Genomic DNA, 15,293 nt, shown 5'->3' with positions numbered 1-15,293 from the left:
TAAAGAACTTATTAAAACAAGAACTATAAGAAAAGAAGGAAAATCAATTTGAATTAATTATTAAAATCCTTAATTTTTATTGAGGATTTTTTTATGCTTTTACAAATCTAATCTTTGTATTTTTGCAATCTATGATAGACGAACGCGAAGTTATATCCGAAAAAGCCGTTTTAATCGGTATTATATCCCAGAAACAAGACGAAATTCAATCTACTGAGTATTTAGATGAATTAGAATTTTTAACGTTAACTGCAGGTGGAGTTGCCGTAAAACGTTTTGTACAAAAGATGGAAAAACCAAATCCAAAAACTTTTTTAGGTGTTGGTAAGTTAGAAGAAGTTAGAGATTATATTGAATCTAATCATATTGGTACTGCCATTTTTGATGATGAATTATCTCCTGCACAAATACGTAATATTGAAAAAGTTTTAGATTGTAAAATCTTAGACAGAACCAATCTTATTCTAGATATTTTTGCACAAAGAGCACAAACAAGTTCTGCAAAAACGCAAGTAGAATTGGCACAGTGTCAATATTTATTACCTCGTTTAACAAGACTTTGGACGCACCTTGACAAACAAAAAGGTGGTATTGGAATGCGTGGACCTGGAGAAACAGAAATTGAAACAGATAGACGTATTATTCGTGATAAAATTACCGTTCTAAAAAAGAGATTACTAACCATTGATAAACAAATGGCTGTGCAACGTAAAAACCGTGGGAAAATGGTTAGAGTTGCTTTAGTTGGTTATACCAATGTTGGTAAATCTACATTGATGAACGTAATTAGTAAGAGTGATGTTTTTGCAGAAAATAAATTATTTGCAACCTTAGACACTACCGTTAGAAAAGTGGTTATTAAGAACCTTCCTTTTTTATTAACAGACACTGTTGGTTTTATTAGAAAGTTACCTACACAATTGGTAGAATCATTTAAATCTACTTTAGATGAAGTTCGTGAAGCAGATTTATTATTACATGTTGTAGATATTTCTCATCCTAATTTTGAAGATCATATTGCTTCTGTAAACTCTGTTTTAGCTGATATAAAGTGTGCAGACAAACCTACTTTAATGGTTTTTAATAAGATTGATGCGTATTCTCATGAAACAATTGATGAAGATGATATTGTTACTGAAAGAGGAAAAGAGCATTTTACTTTACAAGACTGGGAAAAAACTTGGATGAATGATTATGAAGTAGAATCTATCTTTATTTCTGCTTTAAACAAAGATAATTTAGAAGACTTTAAAGAAAAAACATACGAAGCAATAAAGAAAATTCATATTCAACGTTTTCCTTATAACGACTTCTTATATAATGAATATAAAGAGGAAGAGTAAACGCAACAATTGAAACCTACTATAGTCATAAACTTAAAAATCCATTAATAATTAAATTATTAATGGATTTTAAGTTTTTATAATACTGTTACAATATTGAATAAGGAAAAGTTACTACTCCTTCTCATCCTCAATAATCCCCATTCTTTTAGCACGATTCTCCCAAGATTTTCTGGCATGAGCTTGCAAATCTGCAACCGAATCGCTTTCATCCATAATTTCTAAACCTAGTAAAGTTTCTATTACATCTTCTTGAGAAACGAGTCCGCTTACAGAACCATATTCATCAACTACTAAAGCAATATGTTCTTTTTCTTTAATTAATTCATCAAACAAATTAGGGATAGATAAATCTCTAGTTGTTACTATAATATTTCTTTTGATAGAAGATAAAGGTTCATTTCCTTTTCCATTAATCATTGCTTCTAATAAATTATCTTTTAGAAAATACCCAGTAATTTCATCAATATTTTCTGAGAAAACAGGAATTCTAGAAAAACGCAAATTTTTATGTTCGTTATAAAAAGATTCAATTGTTTGGCTTTCATCAGCAATTTCTAAAACAGATCTAGGTGTCATCACATCATTTACCTTAATCTCTTTAAAGCCTAATAAATTTCTAATAACTTTACTTTCACTTTCTTGAAAAACGCCATCTTTTTCAGCCATTTCTGTCATCACCAAAAACCCTTCTCTACTTAGAATACTTCCATGACCTTTACCCCCAATTAATTTTGTTGTTAATTGTAATATCCATAAAAAACCTGTCCATTTTAATGGAAAAATCATCACCTTTAAAGCTTTAGAAGTAAAATTAGCTAACTGTTTCCAATACGTTGCTCCAATGGTTTTAGGGATAATTTCTGATGCTACTAATATTAAAATAGTCATTATTGTAGAAACAACACCTACCATAACATCTTCTGTTATTCTAATTCCAAAAATAGTTTTTACAGAAGTTCCATACATTTCTGCATATGCTACTTTTGCTTGTACACCTACCAAAATTGCACCAACAGTATGCGCAATTGTATTAATTGTTAAGATTGCTATTAAAGGTTTGTCTACATCCTTCTTTAAGACTTCTAATTCAGTAGCAAAATGATGCCCTTCCTTCTTTTTTAAATTGATAAAAGTTGGTGTAATACTTAACAATACTGCCTCTAGTATAGAACACAAGAATGAAAAGAAAATAGAAATAGTTGCGAAAATTATTAATAATGTCATCAATAAAAGTTTAGAATGTAAAAGTAAGTAAAATAAAAAACCTCAAGAATTACTTCTTGAGGTTTCGTAAATATATTATTGTTCTAATTAAAAAGCATAGCTCATACCTAATAAATAGTAAGATTGCAATTTATTGTCTCCGTTTGCTAAAGTTACACCTTGAGAATATGCAGCTTCTTGTTTGTTTTTACGCAAACCAACTTCTAATCCTAAACCAATTCCTTTCCAGATTTTGTAACCAAAAGAGTTTGTCCAAGTCCAGTTAGATAAATCAGAAGTTTTATAACTTTGAAAAACAGATAAGTTAGATTTTACACTTAATTTACCATATTTTTTTGTGTAATCTGCAACAATTTTTGCTCCTAAAGAAGATGCAAAAACAGTATCTCCATTACTAAAAACAAAATTGTAGTTTCCTGGGTGCATTACAACAACCAAATTGTTTGTTGGCGTCCATGTCATACCAACACCAAAATCTAAATAACCTGGATCATTAAAGTTATCTATTATAGTTGTTCTGTATTCTGTTAAAGCAGAAACTGCCCATTTTTTATTTAATCTTTTACCATATAAAGAACTAATTGTAAAAACATCTGTAGCTGTATCAAAACCTTCATCTCCAGAAACACCTTTTTCATCTAATTTTACCCAACCTAAATTAATTGCTGCTGAATTTCTCCAGAAAAAGTCATCTTCAATTAAGTTTGCAAAACCATTTACAGTAATACCAATGTTACCTGCAGAAGCTGTTGGTGCAGTTCTAGAATACCAGTTATTAAAACCAGATAGACTACCACCAATTGTACCAAAAGCACCTTTTCTCCATCCTGGAAGTGCATCTATTTTTGCTTGTAAAGCTTTTACTTCTCCGTTTAATTTAGCAATTTCAGCTTTTTTAGGAGCTTGTTCTTTTTTTAATTCTTCGGCAGTTTGAGCATTCACTGAAAAGCTAAAACATACCAATAAAAATAAGATTGATAATTTTTTCATTTTTTTTAATTTTTTTATTTTGAGCGTGCGAAAGTACACTTTTCTTCTATTTAGACAACAAAAAATTTAATAAGTCACTTTTTGATGAAAACTATAGTTTACACCAAGACCAAATAATTGTCTAAATTGTATTCTACTAGAAGCATTATCATCAATAATTGTATGAAAAGTCATGTGCATTTTAACATGCTTATTCACTTTAAAACGAATATTTGTTTGATAATCTAAATCGATGTTACCAACGTTCGCTAAATAATCTGAATATGCAGTTAATACGTTTTCCATTTCTATGTTCGTCATTAAACCAAACTTGTAATAGCCAGAAAGGTTAAAACCTAAACTGAAAGCCGTATTTTCGCCTTCTTCAACACCAAATTTCCCAGTAAAAACATCATTTACAAAAGTATATCTTGCTGTTGCAGGAGCAATATTAATACTTAACTTATCAGACTTCTTCCATAACATACCTGGACCAAAAGTTAAATAAGCTGGTGAGAAAAAGTCCGAAACTAGAACTTTAGGATCTTTTTTGTAGTCGAAACCTTTAGAATATTGAGTTTTAAAATTCCCTATAAAAGAGAAGAACCAATATTTAGTAGTTTTTACACCCAATAATGTATTAAGTTCAAAACGGTCATTCGTTTTTCGATATCCTTTTTCACTTAAATGACTTAAACCATAACCTGTAATTACTCTACTATCCCAGTTAATATTATCTCTCTTATAGTTAAAATCATAATTAACATTAAAGTTTCCTGCAATTGTGTTTTCTCCACCAGAAGCCCAATTAGAAAATGAAGATTGATTAAATACAAACGCAAAACGCCCATGTATTTTCCATACAGGAATACGAACGCTGTCTTTCTTCTTTTTGTTTTTCTTTTCTTGACCGATTAGAATTGTTGTAAAAAGAATGAAAAAAATGAAAAAAATTCTTTTCATAATGAGGGATTATTTTTTTGATTTATATAAAGGTACTGTTGAACAAGCTTCTCCAAACATAATGGATTTAGCTATTGGCTGTAATTTTTCTATTAAAAAAGCATAGGCTGAATTAGGTATCGGCTTATTTGCACATCCTTTTATGATTACTGGCGCATCTGCAAATTCTTTAAAATCTAAGAAGCTTATTAATTCTTGATAAAGAACTGTTTCTAACAATTCTTTATCACCAATAACAACCTTATTTGCAAACGGAATTAATTCTGAAGCAACTAACATAAAAGCCCAAGAAGGAATAATAGCATCTACAGAGCAGGTAATTGCAACAAATGTTTTTTTATATTGAGACCAATCATGGTTTTTTACAGATTCTCTAAAATCTGTTTCTTTCAAAATTAACTCTTGAAACAACCAATCTTTTACATCAAACAAAACTCTTTTCCCTTCAGGATAGATTTCTTCTAAATCAAAAGTTTTTAATTTACTATTTGTAACTCTGTTTATAATTTCTTCTGCCATATATTATTCCTAATTTCAATGTTGTACTCGATACAATTTCGAAGAAAAATCCAAATTACTCGAATCGACATTAAATGTCAACTTATTTTAAAGCATTCCTAATTCTAGTTTTGCTTCTTCACTCATCATGTCTTGTGTCCAAGTAGGATCGAAAGTAATTTCTACTTCACAACTATTAATTTCTTTCAATGATTTTACTTTCTCTTCAATATCTATAGGTAAACTTTCTGCAACTGGGCAATTTGGAGATGTTAAGGTCATTAATATTTTTGCATTGTTATCCTCAGAAACAAAAACATCATAAATTAAACCTAATTCGTAAATATCTACAGGTATTTCTGGATCATAAATTGTTTTTAAAACATTTACAATTTTGTCTCCTATTTCTTCTAATTCTTTATCTGTCATCTTTAAAATCTTAATTCTATAATTTAGTTTGTTGTGCTATTGCATACATTTTTATGTACTTAATCATGGAAACTAATCCATTTGCTCTTGTTGGTGATAAATGTTCTTTTAAACCAATTTCATCAATAAAATCTGTATTGGCTGTTAAAATATCTCCTGGTTTTTGATTTGAATAAACGCGCAATAATAGTGCCACAATTCCTTTGGTTAAAATCGCATCACTATCCGCAGAAAATTTAATAATATCGTTATCTAGTTCAGAAAACAACCAAACTTTAGACTGGCAACCTTTTATTAAATTCTCATCCAACTTGTTTTTCTCTTCAATAATTGGCAAAGATTTACCTAACTCTATAATGTATTCATAACGTTCCATCCAATCATCAAACATAGAAAACTCGTCAATAATTTCTTCTTGTATTTCTTTGATAGTCATTTTTTAAACTTATTTTTGCGCTTTATAAAAAGCTTTTTGCATGTATCGTGCAAAATTACTGATTAAATTTAAGAAATGAGCAAATTATTAGCAGTTGGTACAGTAGCATTTGATGCTATTGAAACACCTTTTGGAAAAACAGATAAAATACTTGGTGGTTCTGGAACTTATGTAGGTTTAGCCGCAAGTCAATTTGGAGTAGAAACAGGTGTTGTTTCTGTTGTTGGAGGAGATTTTCCTGCTTCATATTTAGAAATGATGAATTCTAAAGGAATTAATACTGATGGAATTGAAGTTGACAAAGAAGGTAAAACTTTTTTCTGGAGTGGTAAATATCATAATGATATGAACTCGAGAGATACTTTAATTACAGAATTAAATGTCTTAGAAACATTTGCACCAGTAGTTCCTGAAAACTTTAAAGATGCAGGTATTGTAATGTTAGGAAATTTACATCCTTTAACACAAGCATCTGTTTTAGATCAAATGGCAGAAAGACCAAAATTAGTAGTTTTAGATACTATGAACTTTTGGATGGATATTGCTTTAGATGATTTACATACTGTTTTAAAAAGAGTAGATGTAATTACTATTAATGATGAAGAAGCGCGTCAATTATCTGGAGAATATTCTTTAGTAAATGCAGCGAAGAAGATTCATGAAATGGGACCAAAATATGTGGTTATTAAAAAAGGTGAACATGGAGCTTTACTTTTTAATGATGGAAACATGTTTTATGCACCAGCTTTACCTTTAGCAGAAGTTTTTGATCCAACAGGAGCAGGAGATACATTTGCAGGTGGTTTTTGCGGATTTTTAGCAAAAACAGAAGATATCTCATTTAACAATATGAAGAATGCCATTATATATGGTTCTAACTTAGCCTCTTTCTGTGTAGAAAAGTTTGGTACAGAACGTATGCAAGAGCTTACAGCAGATGAAGTTAAAACGCGTTTGCAAGCTTTTAAAGAATTAACACAATTTGACATAAAAATATCTTAATTTAATCCGCAGTTTTTACTGCGGATTTTTTATTACAACAACTACAACACAACAACTACAAAAAACTACAACAAAAATGAGTGATGCTATAAAACACGAATGTGGAATTGCACTTGTTCGATTAAAGAAACCTTTACAGTTTTATAAAGACAAATACGGCTCTGCTTTTTACGGAATTAATAAAATGTATTTATTAATGGAAAAACAGCACAATCGTGGTCAAGATGGTGCAGGTTTTGCCAGCTTAAAATTGAATGTAGAACCTGGTACTAGATATATTAGTAGAGTTCGATCTAACAAAGCAACTCCAATACAAGATGTTTTTGCTCAAATTAATGATCGTTTAAACAGTGTTTTAGAACAAAACCCTGATAAAAAAGATGATGTTGCTTGGCAAGAAGAAAATATGCCATACATAGGAAACTTGTTTTTAGGACACGTTCGTTATGGAACTTTTGGTAAAAACAGTATAGAAAGTGTACATCCTTTTTTACGCCAAAGTAACTGGAAACACAAAAACCTAATTGTTGCAGGTAACTTTAACATGACGAATTCTAAACAATTATTAGAAGAATTGGTTGAGTTAGGTCAGCATCCAAAAGAGTTTACAGACACTGTAACTGTTATGGAAAAAATTGGTCATTTTTTAGAAGATGAAGTTTCTAAATTATACCAAGAAGCTAAAAAAGAAGGATTTAATAAAAAAGATGCTTCACCATATATAGAAGAAAACTTAAGCCTTAAAAAAGTATTAAAAAGATCTGCTAAAAACTGGGACGGAGGTTATGCAATGGCTGGTTTAGTTGGTCATGGAGATGCTTTTGTTTTAAGAGATCCTAACGGAATTAGACCTACTTACTTTTATGAAGATGATGAAGTTGTTGTCGTTGCGTCTGAAAGACCAGTAATACAAACCGTTTTTAATGTAAAAATTGATCAGGTTCAAGAATTAGAAAGAGGTCATGCTTTAATTATTAAAAAAAGTGGAGTAACTTCAATTAAGAAAATTTTAGAACCAAGAGAAAATTTAGCTTGTTCTTTTGAGCGCATCTATTTTTCTAGAGGAAGTGATGCTTCTATTTATAAGGAACGTAAAAATTTAGGAAAATATGTATTTCCTAAAATTTTAAAATCTATTGATAGTGACATTTCAAATTCTGTTTTTTCTTTTATCCCAAATACCGCAGAAACGTCTTTTTACGGAATGATAGAAGCTGCTGAAGATTTATTAAATCAACAAAAAACAACTAAAATATTAAAAGGAGGTAAAAATTTATCCGCAGAACAAGTAACCGAAATTTTATCTGAAAGAGCTCGTTTTGAAAAAATAGCAATTAAAGATGCAAAATTAAGAACTTTTATTGCTGATGACAGCAGTAGAGATGATTTAGTAGAGCACGTTTACGACATTACTTATGGTGTTGTAAAACCTACTGACAATCTTGTTATTATTGATGATAGTATTGTTCGTGGAACTACTTTAAAGAAAAGTATTATTAGAATTTTAGACAGATTAAGTCCTAAAAAGATAGTCGTAGTTTCTTCTGCACCACAAATTCGTTACCCAGATTGTTATGGAATTGACATGGCACGAATTGACGCCTTTATTGCTTTTAAAGCTGCTATAGAATTATTAAAAGACACAAATCAAGAAAACATTATAGAAGAAGTTTATAAAAAGTGTAAAGATCAGCAGTCTAAAATTGATGAGGATATTGTAAACTATGTAAAAGGAATATACAAACCTTTTACTGCTGAAGAGATTTCTGCAAAAATTGCAGAAATGTTAAAAACAGACGATATAAATGCAGATGTTGAAGTTATTTATCAATCTATAGAAGGTTTGCATAAAGCATGTCCAGATAATTTAGGAGATTGGTATTTCACAGGAAACTATCCTACTCCTGGAGGTAGAAGAGTTGTTAACCAAGCTTTTATTAATTTCTATGAAGGGAATGACAAGAGAGCTTATTAGTGAATAAATAGGTGTTTTATAAAATAAAATAGGGTGTTAAAAATTTAATTTTTAACACCCTATTTTATTTTATATTTCCTAATAATCATTATATTTGTATAGGAAGATTTTTTGATAATTAAACACCTCTTCCTTTTATAATTCTAAATAACAAATACTATTTAATAGTGTCTAAATTATAAGTTTAGAAAAAAATAATCAATTTACAATATCTTAAGCATCCACTCCCCATAAGTATCTTAAGTGTAGTATTAACAATTTATAATATGTTAAAACGAACACACAATAAGTACGCAATTGAGTTTTTATTATTTATATTTTTCCTTATAAGTATTAAGTCTTTTGGGCAAAACATTTGTAGAGATTACTCCGAAACCCCAAGTACCACAATTTCTTCATCTGGATCTGGATCTGTATATAACACAACTATAAACGTACCCGATTCTTACACATTAACAGATGTAAACATAACAGTAGATATTACACATACTTATAATGACGATTTAGATATTTTTTTAGTTTCCCCTTTAGGAACAAGAGTAGAATTGTCTACAGATAATGGAGGTAAATTAAATAATTATGAGAATGTTATTTTTAATGATGACTCTACAAAAACATTACCAAAAGGTAATTCTGCACTTTCTGGAGATTATCAACCAGAAGGAAGTTTAACCACTTTTAATGGTGAAAATTCAAATGGTAATTGGGTCTTAGAAATTACAGATGATGCTAATCAAGATGGAGGTACTATTAATGAGGTTATTTTAAACCTTTGTTATTCTACCCCTATTACTCCTGGATCAGAAGGTTATTTAGGCCCTGGAGGTGTTGGTAATACAGATGGTTCGTCAGATTTAGAAGTTTGGTATTTACCAAATAATATGAGAAATGCAGATATTCTACCTACAGATGGACAAACTGTAAGCACTTGGTTAGATGCATCTGGTAATAATAAGACTGCAACTAACACCGGAACAGCAGTTTATACAGAAGGTATTATTAACGGTTACGCTACTTTAACGGCCACAGCTCTAAATAGACAGTTTGTAACAGCAAATAACGTAACCGCAAAAACAATCTTGGTAGTAAATAATCCAAAAACAAGAAATAGTTTTGAGACCGTTATTGGTTTGAACGGAGACAAAAGTATAAGAAGAGCTAGTAGTGGAGACAACAATTGGCAATCTCCAGGAAACGGGGCAAATAATGATACTTGGTCTACAAATACAGGGTCATCTTTTGTTAATGGTTCTGCAACCAATACAGGTACTCATAATAATCAAATACATTTTATAAGTCAAACAAGACCAACTACCTATGAAAGTAAATTGTATTTAGGTGGTACATATAATGGAAGGACATTTACAGGAGATATTTCAGAAGTAATTATATTTGATAGAGATTTAAATTTAGCCGAAAAAATAATCATAGATAATTATGTGTCAGCAAAGTATGATATTGCCTTAGTTACGAATGATTTTTACAATGAAGATGACAATGGAGATTTTGACCATAAAGTAGCAGGTATTGGTCAAGCATCAGATGGCTCAAATCACACAGATTCTCAAGGAACAGGTATTATAAGAATAAACACCCCTAAAGCTTTAAGTGATGGTGATTTTTTATTTTGGGGTGAAGACGTAAAAGATGCTACTTATGATTTTTCATCTTCAGTATCTACAAATTATCTAGAAAGATTAGATACTAAATGGAAAGTTAGTAAACGAAATAATTTAGGATCAGTTTCTGTTTCTATAAATGCGTCAGATTTAGATTTATCAAAAAAATCATCTTGTGCTTCACTACAATTAGTAGTAGATAATACTAGTGATTTTTCTTCAATTACAAAAACCACATATAATTTAAGTCTTTCAAAAGGAGTTTATACTGCAACAGAGGTTAGTTTCTTAGATGACGATTATTTTACTTTAGAATATTTTGATACTATAGTTGTAGATGATTCTCAGTTTTATAACGGGTCAGGTGCATTAAACGTACCAGACATAACTGATGATTGTTATAAACTATTAGTTAAAAGTACAGCAAATGGTACACTTTCTTTAACTGAAAATGCCGATGTAAGAGAAGTTGAAGTAGAATATGGAGGAAAACTAGTGGTAAATACAGGATATCGACTAAAAGTAGCTAATGGTATTAACAACAATGGAGATATTAGATTAGTTGGCACATCTCAACTAATACAAACACATACAACAGGTACAAACTTTAATACCGGTTCTGGTAATCTTTATGTAGACCAAAACAGTGATTTAACAAGTATTTATAGATACAACTATTGGTCATCACCTGTAAAAGAAATAGGTACTGCTACATTTACTGTAAAAGGAGTTATGAAAGACGGTACAACACCTACCTCTGCTACTTCTACTCCATTGGATTTAACATTTACTTCTGGTTATGATGGCTCAACAAGCCCTTTAACATTATCAAGTTATTGGATTTATGGATATTTAAATGGACTTGATGGTACTAGTTGGTCTCAAAAACATGAAACAGGAACATTTAATCCCGGAGAAGGGTATTTATTAAAAAGCCCAGGATCAGCTCAAAACTATACTTTTAAGGGAGTCCCTAATGATGGTGATATTTCTTTCTCAATAGATGCTGATAATACTAGCTTATTAGGTAACCCCTATCCATCTGCAATAAATGTTAATCAACTATTTGCAGATAGCTCTAACTTAGCAACATTATATTTTTGGGAACATCATAATGAAACAAATAAAGGAAATAATAACCAAGGTCATTATAAAAGTGGTTACATTGGTGGTTATAGTTATAGAAATTCAACTATGGGAATTGCTGCAAATTCAAACATAAATGGAATTACAGGATTAGGTAATAGAAGATATACTGCTCCTGGAGAATACATTGCTATTGGTCAAGGTTTCTTTGCAGAAACAGCTACAGGTTTAGCAGCAACTGTGAATTTTAAAAACCAACAAAGAGCTTTTATAACTGAAGCTGAAGATTCTCATTTCTTTAGAACAGAAAATATAAAAGAAAAAAATAAATCATCAGAATACGCTATTTTAAAATTTGGTTTTGAAGCCAAGAACTCTGATGATATATATATTCATTCTCAAGTAGGAATTTCTTTTTCAAAAGGAAAAACATTTGCAACAGAAACTGGTTTTGATAGTAAAAAGGTTGAAATTAAAGATTCTGATATTTATTTTCAATTTGATGAAAATGGAGAAAAATTAGTGATTGCTGGTGTTCAAGAAATTAAAGAAGATTTATTAGTTCCTATAACATTAAAAATAGGTACAACAGAAGATATATTTATAGTGCTTGATGAAAAAGAAAACATCTCTAATAATGTATTTATCTTTGATATAGATGAAAATATTTATTATAACACTTCTAATCCTATTGTTTTAAATTTACCTAAAGGAACATATTCTAATCGTTTTTTCATCACTTTTAATGATCAAGTTTTATCTATAGAAGATGAATTGTTAAATCGAAGTTTTAATGTTTATCAAAATTCAAAAACAAAAGAACTTGTAGTTAAAAATATAAATAAAAAAATAATAAGTAACATCTCAGTATATACTTTTACAGGTCAAAAAATCATCAATTTAACGGATAATGAAGTTTTAAAGAATGCTGAAATAACATTTAAAACGAACAAAATTTCAACATCAGTTTATATTGTTAATATTGCAACATCAGAAGGTGTAATCTCTAAAAAAATATTAATAAAGTAAGTTACATTATCAGTCAGAAAAAAAGCTTCTTTAGGTATTTTTTTCACAACTAATTAAACACCCTAAATTATATCAATATTATAATTTAGGGTGTTTTTATGTTAAAACAACTATTTCCCTTTAACGTTTCTTTAAGACTTCATCATATTTGGTTTCCTTAATTTCGAAGACTATTCAAACTAAATATTTATTATGACAAAAAAGATACTTACTAGACTACTTTTGGTAGCTTTCGTTTTTGCTTTTTCTACAGAATCTAATGCACAATTTTGGAAGAAAAAGAAAAAAGAAACTTCAAAAGAAACTCCCAAACCAAAACCGAAAAAAGGAGACATTAAACCTTATAGCAAAGTAGTTACAAAAGAACACAAAACAGACGAAGGTTTATTTAAAGTTCACACAAAAGATGATGCTTATCTTTTTGAAATCCCTGATTCTCTTTTAAAAAGAGAAATGCTAATGGTTACAAGAATTGCAAAAACTTCTAGCGGAATTGGATTTGGTGGTGGTAAAACCAACACTCAAGTTTTACGTTGGGAAAAGAGAAATAAACAAATTCTTTTAAGAATTGTTTCACACAACGTAGTTGCAGATACTATTTTACCTGTTCATGAAGCTGTTATGAACTCTAATTTAGAGCCAATATTATTTTCTTTTCCAATTAAAGCTATCAGTAAAGATTCTACAGCTACTGTAATTGATGCTACTGAATTATTTTCTACAGATATTAAGCCATTAGGTTTCCCTGGGTTTTATAGAAAAAGATACCAAGCTACAAGAATGGATAAATCGCGTTCTTATATAGATAGAGTTAGCAGTTATCCACAAAATATAGAAATTAGGCACGTAAAAACATATTTAGCAAGTAAAGCACCATCTAATAATGCGCTAGGTTCAATTACTTTAGAAATGAGTAACTCTATGGTTTTATTACCTAAAGTACCTATGAAGCGTCGTTATTTTGACGAACGTGTTGGTTGGTTTGCAAGAGGACAAACAGATTATGGTTTAGATGCTCAAAAAAGTAAAACTGTAAAGTACTTAGATAGATATCGTTTAGAAGTTAAAGACGAAGACATCGAAAAATTTAAGAGAGGCGAATTAGTTGAGCCAAAAAAACAAATTGTTTATTATGTAGATAGAGCAACTCCAGAAGAGTGGGTTCCTTATATTATTCAAGGTGTTAATGACTGGCAAGTTGCTTTTGAAGCTGCAGGGTTTAAAAACGCAATTATTGCAAAAAGAGCTCCTACTAAAGAAGAAGATTCAGATTATAGTCCAGAAGATATTCGTTATTCTGTAATTCGTTATTTAGCTTCCCCAATACCAAATGCAAATGGACCTCACGTTAGTGATCCACGTTCTGGTGAGATTTTAGAATCAGACATTAATTGGTATCATAATGTAATGTCTTTATTACATAATTGGTTTTTTATTCAGACAGCAGCTATTAATCCTGATGCAAGAACTAATAATTTTAAGACAGAAACAATGGGTGAATTAATCAAATTTGTATCTTCTCACGAACTTGGTCACACTTTAGGTTTACCTCACAATATGGGTAGTTCAAATGCGTATCCAGTAGATTCTTTACGTTCTGCTTCTTTCACTAAAAAATACGGAACAGCACCATCTATAATGGATTATGCTCGTTTTAATTATGTTGCACAACCAGAAGATAAAGGTGTTGCTTTAATGCCAAATATTGGTATTTATGATAAATATGCAATTTCTTGGGGTTATAGACCAATCTTAGATACTGATGCTAAAGATGAAAAGCCTGTTTTAGATTCTTGGATTTTAAAACATGCTGGAGATCCAATGTACAGATTTGGGCACCAACAAGCTGGTGGTGTAGTAGACCCTAGTTCTCAAACAGAAGACTTAGGTGATAATGCTATGAAAGCTTCTACTTATGGAATTAAAAATTTAAAAAGAATTCTTCCTAATTTAGAGGAGTGGACGTCTGAAAAAGGTGAAAATTATGATGACTTATCTACTATGTACGGACAAGTTTTAAGTCAATTTAATAGATATATGGGACATGTAACTGCTAATGTTGGTGGTGTTTATGAACAATATAAGACAACTGACCAAGAAGGCGCAGTTTATACACATGTAGACAAAGCAACTCAAAAAGAAGCTTTAACTTTTGTGGTTGACGAATTATTTAAAACTCCAACTTGGATGTTAGATAAAAACATTTTCAGCAAAACTGAATTTTCTGGTTCTGTAGAAAGAGTTCGTGGTTTACAAGCAAGAACGTTAAACAACATGTTAGATCCAGGTAGAATGGCTCGTATGATTGAAAACGAAACGTCTAACGGTTCTAAAGCATACTCTTTAGTTAGTATGATGAGTGACTTAAGAAAAGGAGTTTGGAGTGAAATTTATTCAGGAAAATCTATTGATACTTATAGAAGAAACTTACAAAGAGTTTATTTAGATAGATTAGACTATTTATTGAATAAAGCCAAAGATCAAAGAGGTGCTAATAGAGGTTACTTTAAGCAAAGTGGAATTAACATCAATCAATCTGATGTAAAATCTGTTGCAAGAGGTGAATTAAAACGTATTCAAAGAGATGCAAAAGCAGCTTCTAAAAGAGGAAACACTTTAACTCGTTACCACTTACAAGATGTTGTAGATAGAATTGATACTATTTTAGATCCTAAATAATATTTCTTGTAAATACTTATATAAAACCACGTCATTAT

At 30.2% G+C, this 15,293-nt stretch carries 11 protein-coding genes; 5 read left to right on the top strand and 6 right to left on the bottom strand.

The genetic code is table 11. The features are described from left to right. Nucleotides 1-131 precede the first annotated feature (131 nt). A complete protein-coding gene (hflX, locus tag BTO07_RS14475; protein WP_087521908.1) occupies nucleotides 132-1,343 on the top strand; it encodes a GTPase HflX in 1,212 nt (403 codons plus the stop codon). A gap of 114 nt (nucleotides 1,344-1,457) precedes the next feature. Here the strand turns inward: hflX and BTO07_RS14470 are convergent, their stop codons facing one another. From BTO07_RS14470 to BTO07_RS14445, 6 genes are all read right to left on the bottom strand, one after another. After that, nucleotides 1,458-2,570: a CNNM domain-containing protein gene (locus tag BTO07_RS14470; RefSeq protein WP_087521907.1), complete on the bottom strand. Its 1,113-nt coding sequence runs from the start codon at nucleotides 2,568-2,570 to the stop codon at nucleotides 1,458-1,460. 87 nt (nucleotides 2,571-2,657) lie between these two features. Continuing rightward, a complete protein-coding gene (locus tag BTO07_RS14465) occupies nucleotides 2,658-3,560 on the bottom strand; it encodes a DUF3078 domain-containing protein (protein ID WP_087521906.1) in 903 nt (300 codons plus the stop codon). 66 nt (nucleotides 3,561-3,626) lie between these two features. After that, nucleotides 3,627-4,502: a DUF3078 domain-containing protein gene (locus BTO07_RS14460; protein WP_087521905.1), complete on the bottom strand. Its 876-nt coding sequence runs from the start codon at nucleotides 4,500-4,502 to the stop codon at nucleotides 3,627-3,629. Between the two features lie 9 nt (nucleotides 4,503-4,511). After that, a complete protein-coding gene (locus BTO07_RS14455; RefSeq protein ID WP_087521904.1) occupies nucleotides 4,512-5,021 on the bottom strand; it encodes a DUF2480 family protein in 510 nt (169 codons plus the stop codon). 87 nt (nucleotides 5,022-5,108) lie between these two features. Then, nucleotides 5,109-5,429 carry a DUF59 domain-containing protein gene (locus BTO07_RS14450; protein ID WP_087521903.1) on the bottom strand — a complete coding sequence of 107 codons (321 nt, stop codon included), beginning with the start codon at nucleotides 5,427-5,429 and terminating at the stop codon, nucleotides 5,109-5,111. Nucleotides 5,430-5,445: 16 nt separating this feature from the next. Next, a complete protein-coding gene (locus BTO07_RS14445; protein ID WP_087521902.1) occupies nucleotides 5,446-5,865 on the bottom strand; it encodes a SufE family protein in 420 nt (139 codons plus the stop codon). 75 nt (nucleotides 5,866-5,940) lie between these two features. On the opposite strand from BTO07_RS14445, the gene BTO07_RS14440 reads away from it, so the two are divergent. The 4 genes from BTO07_RS14440 to BTO07_RS14425 all read left to right on the top strand — a co-directional run bounded on the left by BTO07_RS14440 (nucleotide 5,941) and on the right by BTO07_RS14425 (nucleotide 15,255). Beyond that, a complete protein-coding gene (locus tag BTO07_RS14440; protein ID WP_087521901.1) occupies nucleotides 5,941-6,867 on the top strand; it encodes a PfkB family carbohydrate kinase in 927 nt (308 codons plus the stop codon). 76 nt (nucleotides 6,868-6,943) lie between these two features. After that, complete coding sequence (locus BTO07_RS14435) at nucleotides 6,944-8,842, top strand: amidophosphoribosyltransferase (RefSeq protein WP_087521900.1); 1,899 nt, start codon at nucleotides 6,944-6,946, stop codon at nucleotides 8,840-8,842. Between the two features lie 266 nt (nucleotides 8,843-9,108). Continuing rightward, entirely contained in the window at nucleotides 9,109-12,576 is a 3,468-nt protein-coding gene (locus BTO07_RS14430; RefSeq protein ID WP_087521899.1) for a proprotein convertase P-domain-containing protein, read from the top strand. Between the two features lie 192 nt (nucleotides 12,577-12,768). Next, nucleotides 12,769-15,255 carry a zinc-dependent metalloprotease gene (locus BTO07_RS14425; RefSeq protein ID WP_087521898.1) on the top strand — a complete coding sequence of 829 codons (2,487 nt, stop codon included), beginning with the start codon at nucleotides 12,769-12,771 and terminating at the stop codon, nucleotides 15,253-15,255. The last annotated feature ends 38 nt before the right edge of the window (nucleotides 15,256-15,293 follow it).

This window comes from Polaribacter sp. SA4-12 (assembly GCF_002163675.1).
In the GTDB taxonomy this organism is placed as follows: Bacteria; Bacteroidota; Bacteroidia; order Flavobacteriales; family Flavobacteriaceae; genus Polaribacter.
Note: the sequence above shows the minus strand (reverse complement) of the source record. Positions and strands in the feature narration are given on the sequence as shown.